Source organism: Sphingomonas phyllosphaerae (assembly GCA_036946405.1).
Classification (GTDB): Bacteria; Pseudomonadota; Alphaproteobacteria; order Sphingomonadales; family Sphingomonadaceae; genus Sphingomonas; species Sphingomonas phyllosphaerae_D.
The window spans coordinates 3,452,125-3,476,251 of the sequence record JAQIJC010000001.1; the positions used below are offsets into that span (position 1 = coordinate 3,452,125).

The window sequence follows — 24,127 nt, forward strand, 5'->3', positions numbered from 1 at the left end:
CCCAACGCCGCCCCAACCGCACCGCCCATGTGTCAGAACAAACGCTCGTTCAACGCCACCACCACCGCCCCCTCGCCCTCCAGCGAAAGCGTCGTCACCGACCCCGGATCGCACCCGAGCGAGAAGATCCGCGTCAGCGGCAACCCCAGATAATGCGCCACCACCCCGCGGATCACGTCGCAATGCGACACGCATAACGTCACGCCCTCCCCGCACCCGGCGACGAACCCCACCGCGCGCGCGACCGCCTCGCCCATCGTCTCGCCGCCCGGACAGCGCGCCGCCCCGCGTTCGGCGTTCCACCGTTCCCAATCGGGATCGCCGTCGAGCGCCGCGAAGGAGCGTCCGGTAAAATCACCCAAATCCACCTCGTCCAGCGCCGCATCGACCGCCACCGGCAATCCCAGCGCCGCCGCGACCACCGCCGCGGTTTCGCGGGTTCGCGCGCGCGGGCTGCTGACGATCCGCGTGACGCCCCGCGGCGCGACCAGTCGTGCAAGCGCGTCCGCCTCCGACCGACCCTGCCCATCGAGCGAAATATTGGAACGACCGCTCAGCACGCGGCCGACTTCTTCATGATGCCCGTGTCGGGCAAGCAAAACACTTATGGCCATGCCGGATTGATCTGTATCAATTCAACCGCTTTGTCCATAAAAATTACGGTAACGCAATAATATACGGAACCAAGCTAAGTAGAAGATGTTCTTCTTCGCGCAATCAATCAGCAATGCGCGTGCGTGTCATTGATTGAGATCAATTGCGGGGCGGGAGGAATATTCGTGGAAACCATTCTCATCACCGGCGGGGCCGGTTTCATCGGGCGTTTCGTCGCCGATGAACTGCTGTCGCGCGGCCATGAAGTGCGCGTGCTCGACAGCCTGATCGAGCAGGTCCATGGCGATTGCGAGCGCCCGCCGCTCCTCAACGATGCGGTCGAGCTGATCCGCGGCGACGTGCGCAACGGCGATGTCGTCAGCAAGGCGCTCGACGGCGTCGACAGCGTCATCCACCTCGCCGCCGAGGTGGGCGTCGGCCAGTCGATGTACGAGGTCGAGCGCTACACCTCGACCAACGACGTCGGCACCGCGGTGCTGTTCGAGAAACTGATCGACAAGCCGGTGCGCCGCGTCGTCACCGCCTCGTCGATGTCGATCTATGGCGAGGGGCTGTACCGCGACGCTGACGGCAATATGGTCCAAGACGCCGAGCGCAAGGGGCTGCGCGACGGTTTGACCAACTGGGAGCCGGTCGATGCGCAGGGCCGCCCGCTCACGCCCGTCGCCACGCCCGAGTGGAAGCAGCCGAACCTCGCCTCGATCTACGCGCTCAACAAATATGTGCAGGAGCGCACGACGCACATCATGGCGGCGCCCTATGGAATCGAGGGCGTGTGCCTGCGGTTGTTCAACGTCTACGGCCCCGGCCAGGCGCTTTCCAATCCGTACACGGGCGTGCTCGCGATCTTCGCGTCGCGCCTGCTCAATGGCCAGCAGCCGATGATCTTTGAGGACGGCGAACAACGCCGCGACTTCGTGCATGTCAGCGACGTCGCGCGCGCCTTCGCCGATGCACTGTTCCTCCCGCAGGCGGTCGGCGGCACGTTCAACATCGGCTCCGGGCATGACCGTTCCGTGACCGAGGTTGCGACCGAACTCGCCAAGGCGATGGGCAAAAACGATCTGACCCCGGAGATCGTCGGCAAGGCGCGGATCGGCGACATCCGCCATTGCTTCTGCGACACGACGCTCGCGCAGGAACGGCTCGACTTCCGCGCTCGCCAAGATTTCACCTCCGGGCTCGCCGAACTCGCCGAATGGGTCGCCGAACAGACCGCCGAGGACAAGGTCGCGACGATGCGCGCCGAGCTCGAGCGCCGCGGGCTGGTCGCATGAGGGGGCCGGTCCTCGTTACCGGCGGGGCCGGCTTCATCGGCTCGAACCTCGCCGACCGGCTGGCGGGCGAAGGGCATGACGTGCTCGTCTACGACGCGCTCGCCCGCGCCGGGGTGGAGCGCAACCTCGCTTGGCTGCGCGAGCGCCACGGCACGCGCATCCGCTTCGTCCACGCCGACATCCGCGACGCCGCGCGGCTCGCCGACGAGGTCGCGGGCGCAGCGGCGGTGTTCCACTTCGCCGCGCAGGTCGCGGTGACCACCAGCCTCGACGACCCCGCCGATGACTTCACCACCAACATCACCGCCACCTTCCAGCTGCTCGAGGCGATCCGCACCCGCGCCCCCGACGTCCCGCTGATCTTCGCCTCGACGAACAAGGTGTACGGGGACCTCGCCGACCTTGATTTCGTGCTGGAAAACGATGCCTATCGGCCCGTCGACCCGCACGTCCGCGCGCATGGCATCGGCGAGGCACGCCCGCTCGACTTCCACACACCGTATGGCGTGTCGAAGGGAGCCGCCGACCAATACGTCCTCGATTATGCGCGCAGCTTCGGGCTCAAGACCTGCGTCTTCCGGATGAGCTGCATCTATGGCCAGCGCCAGATGGGCACCGAGGATCAGGGCTGGGTCGCGCACTTCCTGATCCGCGCGCTCAACGGCGAGCCGATCACGTTGTACGGCGACGGACATCAGGTCCGCGACGTGCTCGACGTCCGCGATGCGGTGAACGCCTATCTCGCGGCGTGGCGGCGGATCGACGATGTCGCCGGGCGCGCCTTCAACCTCGGCGGCGGACCCGACAATGCGGTCAGCCTCCGCCAGTTGCTCGCGCATATCGCGACGCTCACCGGCCGCCCGGTCGACGTGCGCTATTCCGGGTGGCGCGCGGGCGACCAGCGCTATTTCGTCGCCGACGCGCGCGCGGCCGGTACGACGCTCGACCTGCCCGCGCGCCGCGACTGGCGCGAGGGCGTCGGCGCACTCGCCGACTGGTTGCAGCGCGAACAGGCCGCCGCCGAAACGCCCGCGATCGAGGTCGCTGCGTGACAGGACGATTGTTGATGACCGCCGACGCGGTCGGTGGCGTCTGGCAATATGCGCTTCAGCTCGCGACCGATCTGGTTCATGCCGGCTGGTCGGTCGACGTCGCCACGCTCGGCCCCGCGCCCTCGCCCGCGCATCACGCGCAGGCCGAGGCGGCCGGCGTCACGCTGATCGACACGCGCCTCCCGCTCGACTGGCTCGCGAAGGATGCGCAGGCGGTGGCCAACTCCGCCGATGCGATCGCCGCGCTCGCCGCCGCACGCGCGGTCGATGTGGTGCAACTCAACCAGCCCGCGCTCGCCATCGCCGATTTCGCGATGCCGGTCGTCGCGGTCGTGCATAGCTGCGTCGCGAGCTGGTGGGAGGCGGTCGAACACGGCCCGCTCCCCGCCGATCTCGCGTGGCAGACTGAATTGGTCGCACGCGGCCTCGCGCGTGCCGATGCGATCGTTTGCCCGACCCGCGCCTTTGCCGCGACGGTCCAGCGTCTCTACGCGCTCCCGGTCGCGCCGCGCGCGATCCACAATGGTCGAACTCTGCCCGAAGCGACCGGTGCGCTTTACGCGCGCGCCTTCACCGCCGGACGCCTGTGGGACCGCGCCAAGAATATCGAAACGCTCGATCGCGCCGCCGCCCTGCTGCCGCTGCCGTTCCGCGCCGCCGGCCCCGCGCGCGGTCCGCATGGCGAGCATCAAAAGCTCCACCATCTCGAACCGCTCGGCCGGATCAGCGACGCCGCCATCGCCGCTGCGCTGTCGACCCGCCCGATCTTCGCCTCGGCCGCTCATTACGAGCCGTTCGGGCTGGCGGTGCTGGAGGCGGCGCTGACCGGTTGCGCGCTGGTCCTGTCCGACATCCCGACCTTCCGCGAATTGTGGGACGGCGCAGCGACCTTCATAGCGGCCGACGATGCGGACGGCTTCGCACGCGCCATCGCAACCCTCGCCGCCGACACCGACCTGCGCCTCGCCCGCGGTGCGCTCGCCCGCACCCGCGCGCTCGATTACGCGCCTGAGCAGACCGCGCGTGCGATGGCCGCGCTGCTCGACCGCGTCACCGCCACCGGCGAGCGGGTCGCGGCATGAGGCTGGTCTATTTCACCCACAGCCTCGCCTCGTGCTGGAACCACGGCAACGCGCATTTCCTGCGCGGCGTGCTCTCCGAGCTGATCGCGCGCGGCCACGACGTCCGCGTCTACGAACCCGCCAATGCATGGAGCCTCGAAAACCTGCTCGCCGACCATGGCGAGGCCGGGCTCGACGCGTACCGCACCGCCTATCCCGAACTGTCGTCGCAGACCTTCGCCCCCGACGCTGACCTGACCGAACTGGTCGACGACGCGGACGTGGTGATCGTCCACGAATGGAACGCGCACGATCTGGTCGCCGCGCTCGGCAAACTCCGCCGCGAGGGCGCGCGCTTCACCCTGCTGTTCCACGACACGCACCACCGCGCGGTCAGTGCGCCCGGGGAGATGCGCGCCTACGATCTCGACGGCTATGACGGCGTGCTCGCGTTCGGCGAGGCGCTGTCGCGCGTCTATCGCGGCTGGGGCTGGGGCGACCGCGTCTGGACGTGGCACGAGGCCGCCGACACCCGCCGCTTCTTCCCCGTCGACGGCGAGGCGCGCGATAAGCTCGTGTGGATCGGCAATTGGGGCGACGGCGAGCGCACCGCCGAGATCGAGAACTATCTGCTCGCTCCCGCGCGCGATGCCGGCTTGCCGCTCGACATCTACGGCGTCCGCTATCCCGACGACGGCAAGGCGATGCTCGCCGCCTATCGCGCGCGCTATCACGGCTGGGCACCCAACGCCGCCGCACCCGCGCTGTTCGCGCGTGCGCTGGCGACCGTCCACGTCCCGCGCCGCTATTACACGACGATCCTGCCCGGCATCCCGACGATCCGCGTCTTCGAAGCGCTCGCCTGCGGCCTGCCGCTCGCCAGCGCACCATGGGACGATGCCGAGCAGCTCTTCCGCCCCGGCACCGACTTCCTGTTCGCGCAGACCCCCGACGACATGACGCGCATCCTCCGCGACCTGCGCCACGACCCCGCCCTTCGCGCGTCGCTCGCTGCCGCCGGGCTCGAAACCATTCGCGCGCGCCACACCTGCGCGCACCGCGTCGACGAACTGCTGGCAATCCTCGCGCAGCTCGACGCCCCCTCCCATTCACGGAGCATTCCAGCGTGAAGATCGCCTTCTACGGGTCCAGCCTGCTGTCCTCCTACTGGAACGGTGCGGCGACCTATTACCGCGGCATCCTGCGCGCGCTCGGCGAGCGCGGCTATGACATCACCTTCTACGAACCCGACGCGTTCGAGCGGCAGCAGCATCGCGACATCGATCCGCCGGCTTACGCCAAGGTCGTCGTCTACCCCGCGACGCCCGACGCGCTCCGCGAGGTGCTGGCGGAGGCGGCACACGCCGATATCGTCGTCAAGGCGAACGGCGTCGGCGTGTTCGACCGCGAATTGCTCGAAGGCATCATCGCGCACGCCCGCCCCGAGGCGCTCAAGATCTTCTGGGACGTCGACGCCGCCGCGACGCTCGACGAGATGCGCGCCGACCCCGATCACCCGGTCACCGCCGCGCTGCCGCACCTCGACATGGTGCTCACCTACGGTGGCGGCGACCCGGTCGTGAACGCCTATCGCGGTTTCGGCGCGGCGCAGTGCATCCCCGTCTACAACGCGCTCGATCCGCAAACCCATCATCCGGTCCCCGCCGACGACCGCTTCGCCTGCGACCTCGCCTTCCTCGGCAACCGCCTTCCCGACCGCGAGGCGCGCGTCGAGGAATTCTTCCTCCGCCCCGCCGGGTTGCTCCCGCAGCAGAGTTTCCTGATCGGCGGCAACGGCTGGGACAGCAAGGCAATGCCCGGCAACGTCCGCCACCGCGGCCATGTCTTCACCGCCGAGCACAACGCCTTCAACTGCACGCCGCGCGCGGTCCTCAACGTCGCGCGCGATTCGATGGCGCACATCGGCTTCTCGCCTGCGACCCGCGTCTTTGAAGCCGCCGGCGCAGCCGCCTGCCTCATCACCGATGCGTGGGAGGGGATCGAGCTGTTTCTCACCCCCGACCACGAGGTGCTGGTCGCACGCGACGGACAGGACGTGGCCGACCATCTCGCCGCGCTGACCACCGAGCGCGCGCAAGCGATCGGCCAGGCCGCGCTCAAGCGCGTGCTCGCCGAACACACCTACGACCTGCGCGGCGCGCAGGTCGACACGCTCTTCAAGGCGCATGTCGCCCGCCAGCGCGAGGCCGCGTAATGAAGCTCGTCGTCCTCGGCCTCTCGCTCAGCTCCAGCTGGGGCAACGGCCACGCCACCACCTTCCGCGCCTTGCTCCGCGCCTTCGCCGCGCGCGGGCATGAGGTGCTGTTCCTCGAACGCGACATGCCCTGGTATGCCGCGCATCGCGACGAACCCGCCCCCGATTACTGCCGCCTCGAACTCTACGACAGCCTCGCCGCGCTGGCGGACTGGCGCGCGGAGATCGAGCAGGCCGATGCGGTGATGGTCGGTTCCTACGTTCCCGACGGCGTCGAGGTCGGCAAGCTGGTCCAGCAATGGGCGCGCGGCGTCACGACCTTCTACGACATCGACACGCCGGTCACGCTCGCCAAGCTCGCGCGCGGGGCGTGCGATTACGTCTCGCCCGAGGTGATCCCCGGCTATGACGTCTATTGCTCGTTCACCGGCGGCCCGACGCTGCGGCTGATCGAGGAACGCTACAAGAGCCCCGCCGCGCGCGCGCTCTATTGCTCGGTCGACGCCGACCGCTACCGCCCGACCGGCACGGCCAAGCGCTGGGACCTGTCGTATCTCGGGACCTATAGCGACGATCGCCAGCCAACGCTCGAACGCCTGCTGATCGAGCCCGCGCGCCGCCATCCGGAGAAGCGCTTCGTCGTCGCCGGCCCGCAATATCCCGCCACGATCGACTGGCCCGCCAACGTCGAGCGGATCGAGCACCTTCCGCCGGCCGATCACGCCGATTTCTATTCGGCAAGCCGCGCGACGCTCAACGTCACCCGCGCCGATATGATCGCCGCCGGCTGGTCGCCGTCGGTACGGCTGTTCGAGGCGACTGCCTGCGGCACGCCGATCGTCTCGGATCGCTGGCCCGGGATCGAGGAACTGCTCACGCCCGACGCCGAGATCCTGCTCGCCGACACCAGCGACGATGTCGCCGCGGCGCTCGCCCGCCCCGATCTCGACGCGATCGGCACCGCCGGCCGCGCGCGCGTTCTCGCCGAACACACCGCCCACCACCGCGCCGCCGAACTGGAAGCGCATCTGCGCGAAGCGGCGAGGTCGAGGCTCGCGACCGCCTAAAACTTGTGCGGAACGAACCGCTCTTGATCCCGGTTATGCCCCGCGAACCCAAACAAGGAGATGTTCGATGAACAGCGACACGCTGACCGGCACGACCACCGATCTGGGCGGCAAGCTCAAGGAAGGCCTCGGCAAGGCATTCGGGGACGACAAGCTGCGCGCCGAAGGCACCGCCGACCGCGCCGAGGGCACCGTCCAGAAGACCTATGGCGAGGCCAAGGACAGCGTCCGTCCGCTGATCGACCAGGCGCGCCGGTTCATGAACGAGCGTCCGTTCGCCGCCGCCGCTGTGGGTGGCGTGATCGGCCTCGCGCTGCTCAACACGCTGCGCGGCAAGTAAAACGCGGCGAGGAGGGGAGCCGCCTCCCCTCCTTCCGTGCTTCCGAAGCGCAGCGAACGGTCGCGCTTCTCTCGGTCAGACGACCTTATTCCCTACGCCGCTCGACGCCCCGCCGCGCACCCGCGCAGCGCATCCGCCAACGCACTGGGCGCGCTCGGCTTCGGACAGACCACCGCTCCCGGATAGCGCTGGCGCAGCGCGACATCGTCGGCGTGCCCCGAATGGAACAGCAACGGCACGCCCGCGGCACTCAGCCGGTCCGCCGCCGGAAACACCGGCCCGTCCGCCAGCCGCACGTCCAATACCGCCGCCGCGAATCCCGCCGCATGCGCCGCGATCGCCGCCTCTGCCTCCGATACGGTCGCACACGGCCCTACCACCCGGAACCCGGCTTCCTCGATCGTCTCCTGAAGATCGAGCGCAATGAACAATTCGTCCTCGACCAGCAGGACGTCGGCGGTGGCGAGATCAGTCACGCGCCAGCACGCTCGCCGGCAGTTTCATGCGCAACCGAAACGATCGTCCCATTACCTCGCTCCATACTTCGCCCGACAGTTGGCGGACACTCGTCTCGACCAGTAACGATCCGAACCCGCGTTGCGACCCGTCCGCTTCCTGATCCCCGCGTCCGACCTCGTCCCAGTCCACCGCCAGCCCGGGCTCGGTCAGGCGCCAGCGGACGGCGAGGCCGGTGCTGTCTCCGGCACCGCCCTGCCCACACAACGCGCCATATTTCACCGAATTGGTCGCCCATTCGTGGAGGATCAGCGCCAGCGACGACAGGCATTGGCGGTTGAGCGCGACCGTCGGTCCCTCGACGACGATATCCGAATGGTCGCGGTACGGCGCGAGCGTCGCCTCGACCAGTTCGCGCAGCCCGATCGCCTGCGGCTGCCCGGCGGGCGAGGCGAGCGAGTGCGCCGCGCCCAACGCCGCGATGCGATGCCGCAGGTCGGTCGAGAAAGAACGCACCTCGTCATGGTTGCGCGCCGCGACCGTGATCATCCCGGCGATGACCGCAAACAGGTTCTTCACGCGGTGGTTCATCTCGCGCAGCATCAACTCGCGCGTTTCCGCCAGCGTATAGTCGGGCGTGACGTCGATCGACACGCCGACCAGCCGCGGCGGGTTGCTGCCCGCCACCACGCGACCGAACCCCTTCACCCAGCGCGTCTCGCCCGCGACCGGGCGCAGCCGGAACGTCGCCTCATAGTCGCCGTTGCGCTCGACCGCCTGCCGCAACGCGGTTTCCACCGCGCCCCGGTCGTCGGGGTCGATCCGGTCGAGCAACGGATCGATCCGCTCCGCGTCCTCGCCGGCGACATCGAACAATTGCCGCTCGACCGCGTCGAGCACCGCCTCGCCCGTTTCGAGACAATATTCCCACACCCCGATCCCGGCCGCCTTGATCGCGAGATCGAGCCGCTCGCGCTCGGCGGCGAGCTGTCGTTCCAGCGACAGCGCCTCGGTAATGTCGGTCAGCACCAGCGTCGTGCCATCGATCGCGCCGGTCTGGGTACGATACGGCAACACGCGCAACGACAGCACGCGCTCGCCGTCCTTCGTCGTCACGCGCCGCTGCGTCGCCGGCGCGCCGGCCGCCACGGCGCGTGCATCCTCCATATAGTCGCTGCCCTGCAGCCGGCTCGCGACATCGCTCAGCGGTCGTCCGCGATCGGCGGGCTGCAGCGGGAAGATCGACACCGCGGCGTCGGTATAGGTCCGCACCTTCAACTGGCCGTCGAGCACCACCACCGCCAATTCGGTGGACTGGTGGAAATTGCGCAGGTCGGACAGCGCGACCGTCAATTGCTCAACCTTGCTCTTCAACTCGTCGTTGACGGTCGACAATTCCTCGTTCGTCGATTGAAGCTCCTCGTTCATCGACATCATTTCTTCGTTGGAGCTTTTCAACTCCTCATTCGCGGTTTCCAGTTCCTCGATCGCCGAGCGCAGCCGATGCCGCGTCAGCCGCAATTCGTCCTCGATCGCCTCCAGATGGTCGCCGCTGGCGGAAAGATCGGTCAGCTCGTTCTGATCCGACGGCCGGAACGCCCCGCTGTCGCGGAAGACGAACAGCAGCGTGCCGTCGCCCAGCGGGTCGCAGATCACCTCGACCGGCTGGACGCCGTAGTCGGCTTCGACCTCCACATCGCGCGCCACCACGCGTCGTCGCTCGTCGCGCGCCTGCCGCAGCAACGGACCGATCACCGTGCGCAATCCGGGCCGCGCGAGGTTGATCGCGCTGCTCCCGCCGGTGCGTGTGACCGGAAATTCGAAGTAGCGGCTCAGCTTGCCATAGGCCGCCGTGATCCCGCCGTCCTGATCGACGATCAGGCTGGCCGGTGCGTAGCGATCGACGATCCGGCGAATTGCGACGCTCTCGGCGCTCAGCGACGCGGTGTCGCCACGGCTCTCGCGCTCACGTCGCGGGCCGATCGCGCGCGCGCTGCCGGGCAGATCGATCGGGTAGCTCGGCGCGCCCGGCGCGCGTTCGAACAACCGCGCGTGCTGGTCGACCACCGTGAACAGCTGCTCGAACCGGCCGATGCTCTCCGACGGGCCGAGAAACAGGAACCCGCCAGGACGCAGCGCATAATGGAACAGCGGCATCACCGATTGCTGCAGGCGATCGTCGAAATAGATCAGCAGGTTACGGCACGATACCAGATCGACGCGCGAAAAGGGCGGGTCCTTGACCAGGCTGTGGCTCGAAAAGCGGATCATGTCGCGGATCTGGCTCGTGATCGTGAAGCGCTCGGCATGGGGAACGGTGTAGCGCTCGCGCAAATCGGGCGGCAGGTCGACGAGCGCCGCCGCCGGATAGCTGCCTTCGCGGGCGATCGCCAGCATCTGCTCGTCGATGTCGGTCGCGAAGATCTGCACCGCCAGCGGCAGATCGGCCTTGCGCGCCGCCTCCGCGAACAGCATCGCGATCGTATAGGCTTCCTCGCCGCTCGAACAGCCCGGCACCCAGACGCGCAGATCGTCTTCGGTGGTGCGGCCGATCAGCAACGGCTCGATCACCTGCTTGCGCAGCGTCTCGAACGCATCGGCATCGCGGAAGAAGCGCGTGACGTTGATGAGCAGGTCGCGAAACAGCGCCGCGCACTCGGCCGAATCGCCGCGCACCCGCGCCAGATAGTCCCGCCCGGTGTCGATCCCCAGCACGTGCATCCGCCGCTCGACACGGCGGATCAGCGTCGAACGCTTGTAGCCCGAGAAATCGTGTCCGATCGCGGTGCGCAGCACGCGGCACAGATCGTCGACATGATCCGCGACCACCCCGGCCTCGGCCGCGCCCGGCTCGGTATTACGGCGCTGGAAGAAGGCTTGCAGGCACTCCAGGATCTCGCCCGCTGGCTTGACGAAGTCGATCAGCCCGGTGCCGACCGCCGACAGCGGCATCCCGTCGTAGCGGGCGCTCTCCGGCTGCTGGACGACCCCGACCCCGCCGTTTTCCTTGATCGCCCGCAGCCCGGTGGTCCCGTCCGCGCCGGTGCCCGACAGGATCACGCACGCCGCGTTCGACTGCTGGTCGCCGGCCAGCGACTGGAAGAAGTCGTCGATCGGCCGCCGCATCCCGCGCGGCTGCGCGAAGTCGGTCAGCTCCAGCACACCGTTGCGGATCGCCAGGCCGCGCCCGGGCGGAATGATATAGACGGTATCGGCCTCGATCCGCTCGCCGCCGGCGCTCTGCAACACCCGCAAGCTGGTCGCCCGATCGAGCAACTCCGCCAACATGCTCTCGTGATTGGGATCGAGGTGCTGGACCACCACGAATGCCAGCCCGGTCGGGCGTTGCGCGGGGGCGAGCATTTCGCGCAACGCCTCCAGCCCACCCGCCGATGCGCCGATCCCGACCACCGGCACGCCGATGGTGGCCGCGTGGTCGGCCGCGCCGTGGTTAGGCACCGCCGGCGTACTCCAGTCCCGCCAGCATCACCTTGGCCTGTGCCACGGTCGCCGCGCTGTTGGCGATCGTCAGCAACGTTCCCTCGACGACGATCCCGGCCTCGCCCACGATCGGGGTCAGCCGTCCCAGTGCCTGCCCGAGTGCCTCGTCATACTCGCTCAACAGATCGGGTTGCGAGCGGCTGACGTCGAATTGCGAGGCGAAGATATAGCTCGGCGTGCCGTCGGTCGTGCGCAGCCGCGACATATAGAGCAGGTTGACGAACGGCGTGCCGTCCTTGCGGAAGTTGACGATCAGCGTGCGGACATTCTCCTGCGCCGGATTGCCAAGGAACTCGCGCAGCCGCGCGCGCGGCTCCTCGTTGGCGGCCGACTTCTGGAGCAGGCGGCAATTCCGTCCGATCACGTCTTCGCGATCATAGCCGGTCAGCGCGCAGAACCGGTCGCTGACCGCCACCAGCGGATTGTCGTCCTCGGCGGACGCGATCGCCAGCGCGACCCGCGACGGGCGCAGATAGTCGAGCAAGGCGGCAGGAAGGTCGGGGATCACACGCACTCCGGTCCGGTTCGGTCACTTCGCCCGAACAGGACCGCGTAGGGGTCATGATCGCATTCGGGTCCCAAACACGGATTACGCATGAAGCCGCCTCGACTACAACCGTCTTCCGTCGACGCGTTGACCCGTTACAGACCGATCGGGTCCGCGCCGATCAGCATTCGACGACGTTCACCGCCAGCCCGCCGAGGCTGGTCTCCTTATATTGCGTCCGCATGTCCTCGCCGGTCTGCCGCATCGTCTCGATCACCGCATCGAGGCTGACGACGTGGCTGCCGTCGCCGCGCAGCGCCAGATAGGCGGCGTTGATCGCCTTCACCGCGCCCATTGTGTTGCGCTCGATACACGGGATCTGCACCAGCCCGCCGATCGGATCGCAGGTCAGCCCCAGGTTATGCTCCATCCCGATCTCGGCGGCATTCTCGATCTGGCGGTTGCTGCCGCCCAGCACCGCCGCCAGCGCGCCCGCCGCCATTGAGCAGGCGACGCCGACCTCGCCCTGGCAACCCATTTCCGCTGCCGAGATCGACGCGCGCTTCTTGTAGAGCATCCCGATCGCCGCCGCGGTGTACAGGAAGCACCGCACGCCCTGCTGGCGCACCGGCGCGGGCTTGGTCTGCGCGACCAGCGTCTCGTAGAAGCGCAGCACCGCCGGCAGCACCCCCGCCGCGCCGTTGGTCGGCGCGGTGACGACGCGCCCGCCCGCCGCATTCTCCTCGTTGACCGCCAGCGCCCACAGGCTGACCCATTCGAACACCTCCGCCGGGTTGCGGCCCGGCGTGTTGCCGGTCAGCGCCTGTTCCAGCGCCCGCGCGCGCCGCCGCACCTTCAGCCCGCCGGGCAGCAGCCCGTCCTGCGCGATCCCCCGGTCGATGCACGCGTTCATCGCCGCGTGCACCGCATCGAGGAACGCGTCCGCCTCCGCGCCGTTGCGCCACGCTTCCTCGTTGGCGCGCACCAGTTGCGCGATCGTCAGCCCGGTCGCGTCGCCCAGCGCCAGCAGTTCGGCGCTCGACGAGAAGGGATAGCGCACCGCGACATTCCCCGCCGCGACCGGCGCGCCCTTGCGCAGGATCGCACCGCCGCCGATCGAAAGATAGGTTTCGGCATAGCCGGTCCCGTCCGCCAGCCGCGCGGTGAAGCTGATGCCATTGGGATGTTCGGGCAGGAAGTCGCGCGGGTGGAAGACGATGTCCGCCGCCTCCGCGAACGGGATCGCGCGCGCGCCCGCCAGCCGTAGGCGGGAGGTTTCGCGAACCGCCTCCAGCAACGCGGGCGCGTGATCCGGGTCGACGCGCTCCGGCTCCCACCCCGCCAGCCCCAGGATCGCCGCCGTGTCGGTGGCGTGCCCGCGCCCGGTCAGCGCCAGCGAGCCGTACAGGTCGCAGCGAACGCCGACCACGTCCTGCTCCAGCCCGACCGCGCGCTGTGCGAAATCGAACGCCGCGCGCATCGGCCCCACCGTGTGCGAACTCGACGGCCCGACGCCGATCGTGAACAATTCCGCCACGCTGATCGGGCGCGTCGCGCAGCGATCGAGCGGCTGGTGGGTCGTGTCGACGTGCATGTGCTCTCCCCGAACGCCGCGGTGGCGACGCCATCATGCCCCATCTGTCCGTTGCGCCTGAGATCGCTATCCCGTCGGCGGACGCGAAGGATCACCGCGCGCCTCTCTCCAGATGTCCGTCGCCGATCTGGTCCTTCTGCCTGAGAGTTTCCGGGGCGGTTGCTCCTTCGGCGCCGGGCGTCACCCGGTCTCTCCCAAATCGACACGTCCGGTATCGGTGAGCACGCAGGGCCGGTCAAGCGCCCCTCGACGCCGCGGGCCGGCATGATTATATACCGCCCGTTATGGAATCGATCACCACCGCCGACGCCCCTGCTCCCACCCGTGGGCGTCCGCGCGAATTCTGCCCCGATGCCGCCTTGTCGGCCGCGCTCGGCGTCTTCTGGGCGAAGGGCTATGACGGCGCGTCGATGGCGGACCTGACCGCCGCGATGGGCATCACCAAGCCCAGCCTCTACGCCGCGTTCGGCAACAAGGAACAGCTCTTCCACCAGGCGCTCGACCGTTACGAGGCGGAGAAGCTGGCCTATACCCGCGAGGCGTTGAAACAGCCGACCGCGCGCGCGGTCGCCGAGCATTTCATGCGCGGCGCGGTCGCGGCGCAGACCAGCACCTGCGATCCCAAGGGCTGCATGGGCGTCATCAGCGCCACCGCCTGCGGTGCGGAGGGCGATTCGATCAAGGCGCACATCATGGAGCGCCGCCAGTCCTCGAACGCCGCGCTCGTCGCGCGCTTCGAACAGGCGCGACAGGACGGCGACCTTCCACAGCATCTCGACCCGCAACGTCTGGCTTATTACCTCTACGCGATCCTGCAGGGGATGGCGGTGCTCGCCACCTCCGGCGCAACGCGCGACGACCTCGACGGGGTCGTGTCGATCGCACTCTCCATGTGGCCGACGTCCTGAGCGAAAAATAAATTACCGATCGGTACACAAAGCCGTTGACGGGCGTTCGGACGTTTTATATACCACACGGTATGGAATGAGGAGCCAGCGCGGTTCCTCCTCACCGCAGGAGCCGCTCATGGATCCTCGTCACTTCGTTCGTACCGGCGCGTCCTGACGGGCCGTCCCGCCCGCTCTTTGCCTTTCACCTGCCAGCGCTTCCACCCGTCGTCCGCGACGCCGGGAACGGCTGCGCCCGTCCGTTTCCAAGGGAGTCCGCCCATGGCCTATCTGATGCTCGACGACGATCGCTCGGTCGTCACCACCGCCCCGCTGCCGGCCGCCATCACGCCGTGCGCCGACCCGCTGCCGACCGACGCGCCGGCGCGGCTCAGCGCGCTCGAATGGTCGGTGGTCGCGCTGGCGCGCAAGGACCGGCTGTGGTCGCTCGACAAGCCCGGCCGGATCGCCAAGGCGATGGCGGTGCTCTTCAAGCCGCCGCACAACCACATGCTCGCCGACGAACGGCTCGAGGCGCTGCGCCGCATCGCGGTGCTCGGCTGGCACTATGGCTATACGATCCCGACCGACGAGCTGAAGCGCTTCCTCCGCGCCGGCTTCTCGCCCGCGCAATATGAGCTGCTGATGGACAGCATCGGCGTCGCCCGACTGCGCACCGCGCAACGGTGATCCGTTAAGCCCCTCCCCCTCGGGGGAGGGGTTGGGGTGGGGCAGTGACAAGCGCCGCACTCGCAGAACTGCCCCACCCCCGGCCCCTCCCCCGAGGGGGAGGGGTGAGCAGAAGGCTCAACCGATCAACACCCTTACCCCCAACGCCGCCACCAGCGCCGGGGTCATCGTCGCCGCCCCCACCTTCAGGAACCGCCAGAACCCGACATCCTCCCCCTCGCGCCGGATCGCCTGCAACCACAGGATCGTCGCAAGGCTCCCGGTGATCGACAGGTTCGGCCCGAGGTCTACCCCGATCAGCAGCGCATCGACGATCACCCGCGGCGGCTGCGCCTGCGCCACCGCGGTGCTCGCGATCAGCCCGGCCGGCAAATTGTTCATCAGGTTCGACGCGAAGGCGAGGATCGTCCCGCTCCACGCCGCGCCGCGCACCGGGTCCGCCGCCAGCCCGCGCAAGCCCCTCGCCACCCACGCGATCACCCCGGTGCGATCGAGCGCCTCGACCAGCACGAACAGCCCCGCGACCAGTGGCAGCACGCTCCACGACACCGCGCGCATCGTGTCGACCGGCGAGCGCTTCACCAGCGCCGCCACCCCCAGCATCGTCGCCACCCCGGCAATACAGGTCGGCAACCCCAAAGGCCGGTCGAGCGCCGACACCAGCAACAACAGCACCGCCGTCGCCGCGATCCCCGCCAGCGCCGCCTTGCCCGCCGCGCTCAGCGGCGCACGCGTCACCGCCGCCTCGCACGTGCCCGTCAGCCGCGCCCGCTCGACATAGCGCAAGGCAAGGAATGTCACCACGATCGCCGCCACCGACGGCAAGGCGAACGACGCGAACCACGCCCCCAGTGGCGGCATCTTCCCCCCGTACAGCACCAGATTGGCGGGGTTGGAGATCGGCAGCACGAAGCTCGCCGCATTGGCGACCAGCGCACAGGCGAACAGCAACGGCAACGGCTCGGCCTTTGCCTTGCGTGCGGCGGCATAGACCGCCGGGGTCAGCACCACCGCGGTCGCATCGTTCGACAGGAAGGTCGTCGTCACCACCCCGGTCGCATAGACCAGCAGGAACAGCCGCGTCGGCGAGCCCCCGGCATGGCCGACCGCCGTCGCCGCCACCCAGTCGAACAGGCCCTGCTCGCGCGCGGTCTCGCTCAACAGCATCATTCCGATCAGGAACAGATAGACGTCTGCGCCCTTCGCCACCGCGCCCAGCGCATCGCCGGGCGTCACCAGCCCGAACAGCATCAGCGCCACCGCGCCCGTCACCGCCCAGATCGCTTCCGGCCAGCGAAACGGGCGCGCGATCACCCCCGCGGTCGCGGCAGCGCAAATCCCCCAGGTCGCTCCCGTGGCAAGGATCATCGCGCGCGGTCCGACAGCATCAACATGCCGCCCCCCTGCCCCAACGTCCGCTGCTCCGCCAGCGTCCGCGTCACGCCTGCGCCGCCGCGCACGCCTGACGCACCACGCCCGCGAACACGACCCACAACGCGACGCTCACCAGCGCGAAGCTGCCCAGCACATAGAAAGCGACGTGATAGCCGAGTTCCTGCGCCAGCCACCCGCCGATCGCCGGGCTCAGCGACGCACCCACGCCCTGCACCGTCATCACCGCGCCCTGTCCGACATTGACGCGACCCGTCCCGCTCAACAGGCACGCGACCAGCCCCGGCACCGCGACGCTCTGCAACCCCGCGCCGATCCCGTCGAGCGCCTGCACCGGCCACACGCCCCAATGTTCGATGAACGTCCCCGCCAGCGCCCCGCGCAGCGGCAGCGCCGCGAACGAGATCAGCAGCACCAGCCAATAGCCGCGCCCCGCCGACATCCGCATCGCGATCAGCGACGCGACGATCATCACCGCCTGCGCCACCACCACCGTCGTCGCGGTGAACAGCGCCGCGTCGCCCTTGCCCGCGCCGACCACCGCCAGCCCGTACAGCGGCAGCATCGCGCCATTGCCGAGGTGAAAACACGCCAGCGCCGCGGCGAGCACCAGCATCGGCCTGTTGCGGATCAGCGTGCGGAACCCCTCCGCCTGCCCGCCCTCCGCGTCGGTGTCGTCGCCCTTCTCCAGCCCGCGCGCCGCCCGGTGGTCGATCGCTTTCTCGGGGATCATCAGCACGCTGGTGATCGCCAGCACCCCGAACACCGCGGCGAGATAGAAGATCGCCGGCATCCCGAACCGCCAGCCGAGATACCCCGACAGCCCCGCGCCGACCATGTTGCCGGCATGGTTCCACGCCTGATTGCGCCCGTTCTGCGCGTTGAAGCCTTTCTGGCGGACGATCCCCAGCGTCATGCCGGTCACCGCCGGCCCGATCGCCGCTCCCGCGATCGCGGTCGCCACCTGACTGACCGTCACCACCCACCCGGCCTGCGAGAACAGGATCAGGAACGACGCCATCACGGTGCAGATGCCGGTGACGATCACCACCAGCCGCTTCTTCTCGGTATGGTCGATGAACGCGCCGGCGGGCACGGTCATCAACATCCCGGCGACTCCGCCGGCGGTCATCACCGATCCGATCGGCCCCGCCGTCCAGCCACGCTGCTGCAGGAACACGCCCAGAAACGGGCCGATCCCCGCCTGCATGTCCGCCATGAAGAAGTTGAGCGCCTCAAGCGGCCGCGTCGCGCGCTTCCGCTCCACCGCGTGTGACGGTGAACCTCCACCAAGCGTATCCGCCACCGTCGCCATGATCCGCGCTCCTCCACCGTTCGCGCGCCCAACCCGGCAACAGTTCGAAATATCCCGGTAAAACCTGATTTATATTGTTGACCAGTGCTTCTCTTAAGCCCCTCCCCTTCAGGAGTTGCAGGTCGGTCATGCCGCCGGCATGACCTAAACGATGCGGGGCATCGTTTACCTGCGACTGGGTTGGGGTGGGGCCTGTCCGCGCACGTAGCGCGAGCGAGTCCCCCACCCTCGGCCCCTTCCCTGAAGGGGATCGTTGCGAAAGTCGCCTTCTTGTACCCCGGCGAAGGCCGGGGCCCAGTCGGGAGGCGATTGTAACTAGCGGAAAGACCTTTCCAATCGGACCCCGGCCTCCGCCGGGGTACGGCTTGAAAAGGGGCGCTGCGCCGACCTTTTGCAACGATCCCCTGAAGGGGAGGGGAGAAGCAAGCCGTCACCCACTAAAGGTTCGCCTGCTCCTCCTCCGGCAGTTCGGCATCCGGCGGATAGTAGAGCGCCGCACATTCGTCGCGCAGGCACCCGCCCTCGATCACGATGTCGTCGCGATAGGCGTCGGCGATGAACGACAGCGTGTCGACATGCTTCGCCTCGAAATACATCGCATGGACGTCCTCGCGCCCCGCGCCATAGACGACCCGCCCGACCTTCGACCAGATCGACGCCATCGTGCACATCCCGCACGGCTGCAGCGTCGAATAGAGCGTCGCATCGCGCAGCTCCAGCTCGCCCTCCGCTTCGCAGCCGCGCCGGATCGCCATCATTTCCGCATGCGCGGTGGCGTCGGGCAGTTCGTGGGTCTGGTTGCGCTCGGCGGCGATCACCCGCCCGCCGCGCACGATCACCGATCCCAGCGGCGAGGTGGAAGGGTCGCTCCCCTTGGACCGCGCGACCCCGATCGCCTCGCGCATCCAGCGTTCGTCATCCTGTGTCATCGCCGGTGAACGCCGCAGCGCGGGTTTCGACCCCGAATCCGTCGTCCCGGACTTGATCCGGGACCCCGCTTCTTCGCCATTGCGATCGTGGCGAGGAAATCCAGGGCGTCCTGGTCCGGCTCTGGATTGCTTCGCTACGCTCGCAATGACGTGTGGACAGAGGCGGCCGGCGGCGAAGAAAGAAGAAGCGGGGTCCCGGACCAAGTCCGGGACGACAATCGACCTACAACAACTTGTCCAACGTAATCGGCAGCTCCCGCACCCGCTTCCCCGTCGCATGCCAAACCGCATTGGCGACCGCCGCCGCCACGCCGGTGATCCCGATCTCGCCGATCCCGTGCGCGCCCATCGGGGTGTGCGGATCGGGGATGTCGGTCCACATCACGTCGATCGCCGGCACGTCCATGTGCACGGGCAGGTGATATTCGGCGAGGCTCGGGTTCATGATCCGCCCGTTGCGCTCGTCGAACTGGGTTTCCTCCATCAGCGCCATCCCCAGCCCCATGATCATCCCGCCACGGAACTGGCTGGCGGCGGTGCGCGGGTTGAGGATGCGCCCGCAATCGAACGATCCTAGCAAGCGGCTGACCCGCAGCTCGCCCGTCACCGCATTGACGCGCACCTCGCAGAAGATCGCGCTGTGCGAGTGCATCGACCAGTGCATCAGCTCCAGCGGCATCGACCCCGCCTTGGTCACCGACACGGCGCCGCGCTGCGCGCGCGACAGGATCGAGGCGTAGCTTTCACGCCGCGCCGGATCGTTACGGCTCGCCAGCCCACCGTCGATGCTGCCGACCTCATCCGCAGACAGCCCGGCCAGCGGCGAGTCGTTGCCCGCCAGCTTCAGCAGTTCGGCGACCAGCGCGTTATGCGCCGCGATCACCGCCGCGCCGATCGCCGCGGTCTGTTGCGACCCGCCCGCCATGATCGCGCCGGGGATCGCGGAATCACCATAGCCGACCTCGACCTGCTCGATCGGCAGCCCCAGCCGCTCCGCCGCGACGATCGCGGTGGTAGTGGAGGTGCCCATCCCCATCTCCGCCGCCGCGACCTCGACCTGCGCGCGCACCGCCTCGCCGTCGCGCGTCAGCGTGATCCGCGCCTCCGCCCCCGGCATCCGGTAATAGGGGTAGGTGCCGGTCGCGCAGCCGGTGCCGACCAGCCATTCGCCCTCGCGCCGCACCCCCGCACGCGGATCGCGCCCGGCCCAGCCGAACCGCTCCGCGCCCTGCCGCCACGCCGTGACGATATGCCGCGACGAGAACGGCACACCGCTCAGCGGGTCCTTCTCCGGCTCGTTGAGGATCCGCAGCTCGACCGGATCGATCCCCAGCTCGGCGGCCAGCTCGTCGACCGCCACCTCCAGCGCGAAGGTGCCGACCGCCTCGCCCGGCGCGCGCATGAAGGTATTCGCGAGCATGTTCATCCGCGCTACCTCGACCTTCAGCGCGAAGCTGCGCGCGGCATAGGTGCAGCGCGTGCCGAGGATGAACGGCTCGGGCATATTGTTGTGCGGGGTCATCACCGACAGGCCGGTGTGGACGATCGCGTCGAACGTCCCGTCCTTCTGCGCGCCGATTGCGACGCGCTGCTCGGTCAGCGTGCGTCCGCCGACCGTCCGGTACACGCCCTCGCGCGACAGCGTGATCCGCACCGGGCGTCCGGCGAGCTTGGCGGCGGCCGCGCCGATCACCTGATGGTCCCACAGCCCCTTGCTGCCGAAACCGCCGCCGACATAGGGCGAGGTCAGCCGCACCTTGTCCGCCGCCAGGCCGAACACCGCGCCGATCGACTCCGCCTGTTGCGAAACCATCTGGCTGGCGTCGTGGATCACCAGCCCGCCGTCGACCCACGCGATCGTCGCGGCGTGCGGCTCGATCGGGTTATGATTGTGGCGCGGCGTGCGATAGACCTGATCCACCTTCACCGGCGCCTTCGCCAGCAGCGCCTCGGCATCGCCGACGTCGTTGCGCAGCGGCTGGCCGAAGAACATCGCCTGCTCGGTCCCGCTCGCCACCGCCCCCGCGACCGTCGTGGTCGACGGCTCGGCGTCGTAAGTGACGTTGAGCAAAGACGCGGCATGATCGGCCTGCTCCTGCGTCTCGGCGAGCACGCACGCGACCGGCTGCCCGTTCCAGTGGATGCGATCGTCCTGAAGCACCGGCAGATTGTGCGGCCCCACCGCATTGGGTGCCGATCCGAACACCGGCATGTCCTTCATCCGCGGTGCGTTCAAATGCGTCATCACCAGCACCACGCCCGGTGCGCGTTCCGCCGCCGTGCTGTCGATCGCCGCGACCCGCCCACGCGCGATCGGCGCATAGACCAAAGCGGCATAGGTCATGTGCTCGAAGCGATATTCCGCCGCGAACGCCGCCGCGCCCTTGACCTTCAGCGCCCCGTCCAGCCGCGACACGGGCGTCCCGATCAACCCGTGCTTGCGCGCGATCAGCGGGTCCGGCACCCCGCCCGGGATCCAGCTGTCGGGCGCGAGCGGCACCAGTTTCTGCATCGCCCCCATCATCAGCCCCTGCGCGGCCTGCTTGGCGTCGTCGACGATGCTCATGCCGTCTCTCCCGTCTTCAGCGCGTTCAGCACCGCCACCAAAGTCCGCGTCGCCAGCGCCGGCTTGAACGCATTGTCGCGCAACAATTGCGCGTCCGCGAACTCGCGCGCCGCCGCTGCGCCGATCGCCTCGTCGGTCAGCGCCGCGCCGCGCAGCGCGTCCTCGACCCGCGTCGCGCGCCACGGCTTGTGCGCCACCCCGCCGAACGCGACCCGCACGTCGGCAACCCGCTCGCCGTCCATCTCCAGCGCCGCCGCCACCGAGATCAGCGCAAAGGCATAGCTCGCCCGGTCGCGCACCTTGCGATAGGTCGAGCGCGCCGCGACCGGCAGCACCGGCAGCTCGACCGCGGTAATCAGCTCGCCCGGTTCCAGCACGGTATCGAGATCGGGCCGCTCACCCGGCAGCCGGTGAAAGTCCCCGAACGCCACCGTCCGCGTCGCGCCGTCGCGCTCGACATGCACCACCGCATCCAGCGCGGCGAGCGCCACGCACATATCGGACGGATGCGTCGCCACGCACGCCTCGCTCGCCCCCAACACCGCGTGGATGCGCGTGAACCCATCGCGCGCGTCGCACCCGCTGCCCGGCGCTCGCTTGTTGCAGCGCGATCCGTCGGTGTCGTAGAAATAGGTGCAGCGCGTCCGCTGCATCAGATTGCCGCCGACCGTCGCCATGTTGCGGATTTGCGCCGACGCCCCCGCGAGGATCGCGCGCGCCAACACCGGATAGCGTTCCCGCACCAAAGGATGCGCCGCCAGCGCGGTGTTGCGCACGCCCGCCCCGATCAGCAATCCGCCGTCCGCCGTCTGGTTGATCGCATCCGACAGCGCCGAGACATCGACCAGCCGCTCGGGCCGCGCCACCGTCTCGCGCAACAAGTCGACCAGATTGGTCCCGCCGCCCAGATACGCGGTGCCCGGCGTCGCGCCCAACCGCACCGCCTCTGCGACGTCACCCGCGCGCTCGTAGCTGAACGGCGTCATGCGCCCGCCTCCATCATGGCCGTCTCCAGGATCGCGTCGATGATCCCGTTGTGCGCGCCGCAGCGGCACAGATTGCCGCTCATCCGCTCCTGCACCTCCTCGCGCGTCAGCGTCACCGCGCCGCCCAGATCGGCGCTGACATGGCTCGGCACGCCGCGCTTGGCCTCGGCGGCCATCCCGATCGCCGAGCAGATCTGCCCCGGCGTGCAATAGCCGCACTGGAAACCGTCATGTTCGATGAACGCCGCCTGCAACGGATGCAGCGCATCGCCCTCCGCCAGCCCCTCGATCGTCGTGACCGCGCGCCCGTCATATTGCACCGCGAGTGCGAGGCACGACAGGATACGCTCGCCGTCGACCAGCACCGTGCACGCCCCGCACGCCCCCTGATTACAGCCCTTCTTGGTGCCGGTCAGGTGCAAGGTCTCGCGGAGGTGATCCAGCAGCGAGACGCGCGGATCGCCGGGCGGGTCCACCGCCAAGCCATTGACGACGATCGACATCCCACTCTCCATCTTGAGACAGAAACACAGGATAACAATCATTTCGCGCGACGGAAGCCCCGTGCGCGAAGATCGTCGTCACACGCCGATGAACACCGCCGACGGGATTCGCACCACTTGCGTCGGACGCGCCACGACGCCGTCGCGCCCGATCGGCAGCCGCGCGACATCGCCCGACCGCTGGTTGGCGACCAGCATTTCGCCGCTCGCTTCCAGCAACCGGAAATAGCGGGGCCAATGCCCGCCGCTGGCGACATGCCCGATCGGCCGCAGGTCGCCCGCGCCATCGATCGCGAAGGTCGCGATACTGTCATGCCCGCGGTTCGAGACATACAGCCGCGTGCCCGCCGCGTTCATCGCGATATGCCCGGCATAGGTTTCGCCGCGATACGCGCGCGGCACCGTCGACAGCACCTTGCGCACCACGAACCGCCCGTCCGGCGACGCGCGCAGCACCGTCACCGTATTCGCCAGCTCCGCGACCAGATAGGCGACCGGCAGCCGCGGATGCCGCGCCAGATGCCGCGGCCCCGACCCCGGCGTCGCACGATAGGCGATGTCGGTGCCCGTCACACCTTGCGGCCCAAGCCGGTGCGCGAAGATCGCGTCCGCACCCAGATCGACCGAATGGAGCGTCCGCCCGTCGCGCGTGAAGCCGACCCAATGCGCGTGCGGCCCGGCCTGCCGCTCCTTGTTGGGGCCGCTGCCCTGATGCTGGAGCGCGAGCACCGGCCCCTTCGGCAGCCCGGTCGCGCGGTCGAGCGTCCAGAGCGCGACGCTCCCGCTCGAATAATTGGCCGCCGCCAGCATCGCGCCGTCCGGCGACAGCGCGGCATGGCACGGGTCCGCGCCGAGCGTCGACGACGTCGCAACCCCGCGGAAGCCGCGATCGTAGACGCCCAGCCCGCCTTTCTGCTGCTCGTCGAGCACGTAGCGCAGCCCGCGCGCGCCGCCGACCGCGAACGAGGCGTTGCGAATGCCCGGCACCGCCGCGCCGGTCCCCCACGCATCGCCGACCTTGCGCAGCGGCACCACGCCCGCCCCGCCCTCGGCGACATAGGTGCCGACCCATAATGCCGGCGCCGCCACCGCCGCCCGCGCCGGCAATGCGCCCAGCGCCAGCAGGCCACCGACGCAGGTGCGCCGCGTCATCATCAGGGTTCGATCGTCGCTCATCGCGCCAGCCAACCCCTT

General features: G+C 69.0%; 21 protein-coding genes and 1 riboswitch. Of the genes, 9 read left to right on the top strand and 12 right to left on the bottom strand.

Annotated features, from left to right (window positions below; genetic code table 11):
• Window positions 1-32: 32 nt before the first annotated feature.
• A complete protein-coding gene (locus PGN12_16090) occupies window positions 33-614 on the bottom strand; it encodes a histidine phosphatase family protein (protein ID MEH3105408.1) in 582 nt (193 codons plus the stop codon).
• Between the two features lie 165 nt (window positions 615-779).
• Here PGN12_16090 and PGN12_16095 point away from each other — a divergent pair, with 165 nt between their 5' ends.
• From PGN12_16095 to PGN12_16125, 7 genes are all read left to right on the top strand, one after another.
• Window positions 780-1,892, top strand: a complete 1,113-nt coding sequence (locus PGN12_16095; GenBank protein MEH3105409.1) for an NAD-dependent epimerase/dehydratase family protein — start codon at window positions 780-782, stop codon at window positions 1,890-1,892.
• Window positions 1,889-2,944, top strand: a complete 1,056-nt coding sequence (locus tag PGN12_16100) for an SDR family NAD(P)-dependent oxidoreductase (GenBank protein ID MEH3105410.1) — start codon at window positions 1,889-1,891, stop codon at window positions 2,942-2,944. The genes PGN12_16095 and PGN12_16100 overlap by 4 nt, the downstream gene beginning before the upstream one ends.
• A gap of 14 nt (window positions 2,945-2,958) precedes the next feature.
• Window positions 2,959-4,026 (top strand): glycosyltransferase family 4 protein, encoded by a 1,068-nt coding sequence (locus tag PGN12_16105; GenBank protein ID MEH3105411.1) that lies wholly within the window; start codon window positions 2,959-2,961, stop codon window positions 4,024-4,026.
• Window positions 4,023-5,135, top strand: coding sequence for a glycosyltransferase (locus tag PGN12_16110; protein MEH3105412.1), 1,113 nt, complete (start codon window positions 4,023-4,025; stop codon window positions 5,133-5,135). Before PGN12_16105 ends, PGN12_16110 begins: the two co-directional genes overlap by 4 nt.
• The gene (locus PGN12_16115) at window positions 5,132-6,220 is read left to right on the top strand and encodes a glycosyltransferase (GenBank protein ID MEH3105413.1); all 1,089 of its coding nucleotides are present in this window, start codon (window positions 5,132-5,134) and stop codon (window positions 6,218-6,220) included. The genes PGN12_16110 and PGN12_16115 overlap by 4 nt, the downstream gene beginning before the upstream one ends.
• The gene (locus tag PGN12_16120; GenBank protein MEH3105414.1) at window positions 6,220-7,287 is read left to right on the top strand and encodes a glycosyltransferase; all 1,068 of its coding nucleotides are present in this window, start codon (window positions 6,220-6,222) and stop codon (window positions 7,285-7,287) included. Before PGN12_16115 ends, PGN12_16120 begins: the two co-directional genes overlap by 1 nt.
• A 67-nt stretch (window positions 7,288-7,354) precedes the next feature.
• Window positions 7,355-7,627, top strand: a complete 273-nt coding sequence (locus PGN12_16125; protein ID MEH3105415.1) for a CsbD family protein — start codon at window positions 7,355-7,357, stop codon at window positions 7,625-7,627.
• 92 nt (window positions 7,628-7,719) lie between these two features.
• Here PGN12_16125 and PGN12_16130 read toward each other — a convergent pair whose 3' ends face one another.
• From PGN12_16130 to PGN12_16145, 4 genes are all read right to left on the bottom strand, one after another.
• Window positions 7,720-8,103, bottom strand: coding sequence for a response regulator (locus PGN12_16130; GenBank protein ID MEH3105416.1), 384 nt, complete (start codon window positions 8,101-8,103; stop codon window positions 7,720-7,722).
• The gene (locus PGN12_16135) at window positions 8,096-11,542 is read right to left on the bottom strand and encodes a PAS domain-containing protein (protein ID MEH3105417.1); all 3,447 of its coding nucleotides are present in this window, start codon (window positions 11,540-11,542) and stop codon (window positions 8,096-8,098) included. The genes PGN12_16130 and PGN12_16135 overlap by 8 nt, the downstream gene beginning before the upstream one ends.
• On the bottom strand, window positions 11,535-12,098 hold the full coding sequence (locus PGN12_16140) for a PAS domain-containing protein (GenBank protein ID MEH3105418.1): 564 nt from the start codon (window positions 12,096-12,098) through the stop codon (window positions 11,535-11,537). Before PGN12_16140 ends, PGN12_16135 begins: the two co-directional genes overlap by 8 nt.
• A 154-nt stretch (window positions 12,099-12,252) precedes the next feature.
• The gene (locus PGN12_16145) at window positions 12,253-13,665 is read right to left on the bottom strand and encodes an L-serine ammonia-lyase (GenBank protein ID MEH3105419.1); all 1,413 of its coding nucleotides are present in this window, start codon (window positions 13,663-13,665) and stop codon (window positions 12,253-12,255) included.
• Window positions 13,666-13,783: 118 nt separating this feature from the next.
• A riboswitch (glycine riboswitch) is annotated at window positions 13,784-13,872 on the bottom strand.
• A 77-nt stretch (window positions 13,873-13,949) separates the two neighbouring features.
• Here PGN12_16145 and PGN12_16150 point away from each other — a divergent pair.
• The gene (locus PGN12_16150; GenBank protein MEH3105420.1) at window positions 13,950-14,573 is read left to right on the top strand and encodes a TetR/AcrR family transcriptional regulator; all 624 of its coding nucleotides are present in this window, start codon (window positions 13,950-13,952) and stop codon (window positions 14,571-14,573) included.
• Window positions 14,574-14,834: 261 nt separating this feature from the next.
• Complete coding sequence (locus PGN12_16155; protein ID MEH3105421.1) at window positions 14,835-15,242, top strand: hypothetical protein; 408 nt, start codon at window positions 14,835-14,837, stop codon at window positions 15,240-15,242.
• A 117-nt stretch (window positions 15,243-15,359) separates the two neighbouring features.
• Here PGN12_16155 and PGN12_16160 read toward each other — a convergent pair whose 3' ends face one another.
• From PGN12_16160 to PGN12_16190, 7 genes are all read right to left on the bottom strand, one after another.
• On the bottom strand, window positions 15,360-16,610 hold the full coding sequence (locus PGN12_16160; GenBank protein MEH3105422.1) for an arsenic transporter: 1,251 nt from the start codon (window positions 16,608-16,610) through the stop codon (window positions 15,360-15,362).
• A 70-nt stretch (window positions 16,611-16,680) separates the two neighbouring features.
• Complete coding sequence (locus tag PGN12_16165; protein ID MEH3105423.1) at window positions 16,681-17,949, bottom strand: MFS transporter; 1,269 nt, start codon at window positions 17,947-17,949, stop codon at window positions 16,681-16,683.
• A gap of 437 nt (window positions 17,950-18,386) precedes the next feature.
• Complete coding sequence (locus PGN12_16170) at window positions 18,387-18,878, bottom strand: nucleoside deaminase (protein MEH3105424.1); 492 nt, start codon at window positions 18,876-18,878, stop codon at window positions 18,387-18,389.
• Between the two features lie 223 nt (window positions 18,879-19,101).
• Window positions 19,102-21,444: a xanthine dehydrogenase family protein molybdopterin-binding subunit gene (locus tag PGN12_16175; protein MEH3105425.1), complete on the bottom strand. Its 2,343-nt coding sequence runs from the start codon at window positions 21,442-21,444 to the stop codon at window positions 19,102-19,104.
• On the bottom strand, window positions 21,441-22,430 hold the full coding sequence (locus PGN12_16180; protein ID MEH3105426.1) for a xanthine dehydrogenase family protein subunit M: 990 nt from the start codon (window positions 22,428-22,430) through the stop codon (window positions 21,441-21,443). Before PGN12_16180 ends, PGN12_16175 begins: the two co-directional genes overlap by 4 nt.
• A complete protein-coding gene (locus PGN12_16185) occupies window positions 22,427-22,933 on the bottom strand; it encodes a 2Fe-2S iron-sulfur cluster-binding protein (protein ID MEH3105427.1) in 507 nt (168 codons plus the stop codon). Before PGN12_16185 ends, PGN12_16180 begins: the two co-directional genes overlap by 4 nt.
• A gap of 78 nt (window positions 22,934-23,011) precedes the next feature.
• Window positions 23,012-24,109 carry a lactonase family protein gene (locus tag PGN12_16190; GenBank protein ID MEH3105428.1) on the bottom strand — a complete coding sequence of 366 codons (1,098 nt, stop codon included), beginning with the start codon at window positions 24,107-24,109 and terminating at the stop codon, window positions 23,012-23,014.
• Window positions 24,110-24,127: the final 18 nt, after the last annotated feature.

What these genes read in the sequence shown, in the direction of transcription:
- PGN12_16090 (MEH3105408.1), bottom strand. Translation starts at nt 614, where the DNA reads ATGGCCATAAGTGTTTTGCTTGCCCGACACGGGCATCATGAAGAAGTC.
- PGN12_16100 (MEH3105410.1), top strand. Translation starts at nt 1,889, where the DNA reads ATGAGGGGGCCGGTCCTCGTTACCGGCGGGGCCGGCTTCATCGGCTCG.
- PGN12_16105 (MEH3105411.1), top strand. Translation starts at nt 2,959, where the DNA reads ATGACCGCCGACGCGGTCGGTGGCGTCTGGCAATATGCGCTTCAGCTC.
- PGN12_16110 (MEH3105412.1), top strand. Translation starts at nt 4,023, where the DNA reads ATGAGGCTGGTCTATTTCACCCACAGCCTCGCCTCGTGCTGGAACCAC.
- PGN12_16120 (MEH3105414.1), top strand. Translation starts at nt 6,220, where the DNA reads ATGAAGCTCGTCGTCCTCGGCCTCTCGCTCAGCTCCAGCTGGGGCAAC.
- PGN12_16125 (MEH3105415.1), top strand. Translation starts at nt 7,355, where the DNA reads ATGAACAGCGACACGCTGACCGGCACGACCACCGATCTGGGCGGCAAG.
- PGN12_16145 (MEH3105419.1), bottom strand. Translation starts at nt 13,665, where the DNA reads ATGCACGTCGACACGACCCACCAGCCGCTCGATCGCTGCGCGACGCGC.
- PGN12_16150 (MEH3105420.1), top strand. Translation starts at nt 13,950, where the DNA reads ATGGAATCGATCACCACCGCCGACGCCCCTGCTCCCACCCGTGGGCGT.
- PGN12_16155 (MEH3105421.1), top strand. Translation starts at nt 14,835, where the DNA reads ATGGCCTATCTGATGCTCGACGACGATCGCTCGGTCGTCACCACCGCC.
- PGN12_16160 (MEH3105422.1), bottom strand. Translation starts at nt 16,610, where the DNA reads ATGATCCTTGCCACGGGAGCGACCTGGGGGATTTGCGCTGCCGCGACC.
- PGN12_16165 (MEH3105423.1), bottom strand. Translation starts at nt 17,949, where the DNA reads ATGGCGACGGTGGCGGATACGCTTGGTGGAGGTTCACCGTCACACGCG.
- PGN12_16170 (MEH3105424.1), bottom strand. Translation starts at nt 18,878, where the DNA reads ATGACACAGGATGACGAACGCTGGATGCGCGAGGCGATCGGGGTCGCG.
- PGN12_16175 (MEH3105425.1), bottom strand. Translation starts at nt 21,444, where the DNA reads ATGAGCATCGTCGACGACGCCAAGCAGGCCGCGCAGGGGCTGATGATG.
- PGN12_16180 (MEH3105426.1), bottom strand. Translation starts at nt 22,430, where the DNA reads ATGACGCCGTTCAGCTACGAGCGCGCGGGTGACGTCGCAGAGGCGGTG.
- PGN12_16185 (MEH3105427.1), bottom strand. Translation starts at nt 22,933, where the DNA reads ATGTCGATCGTCGTCAATGGCTTGGCGGTGGACCCGCCCGGCGATCCG.
- PGN12_16190 (MEH3105428.1), bottom strand. Translation starts at nt 24,109, where the DNA reads ATGAGCGACGATCGAACCCTGATGATGACGCGGCGCACCTGCGTCGGT.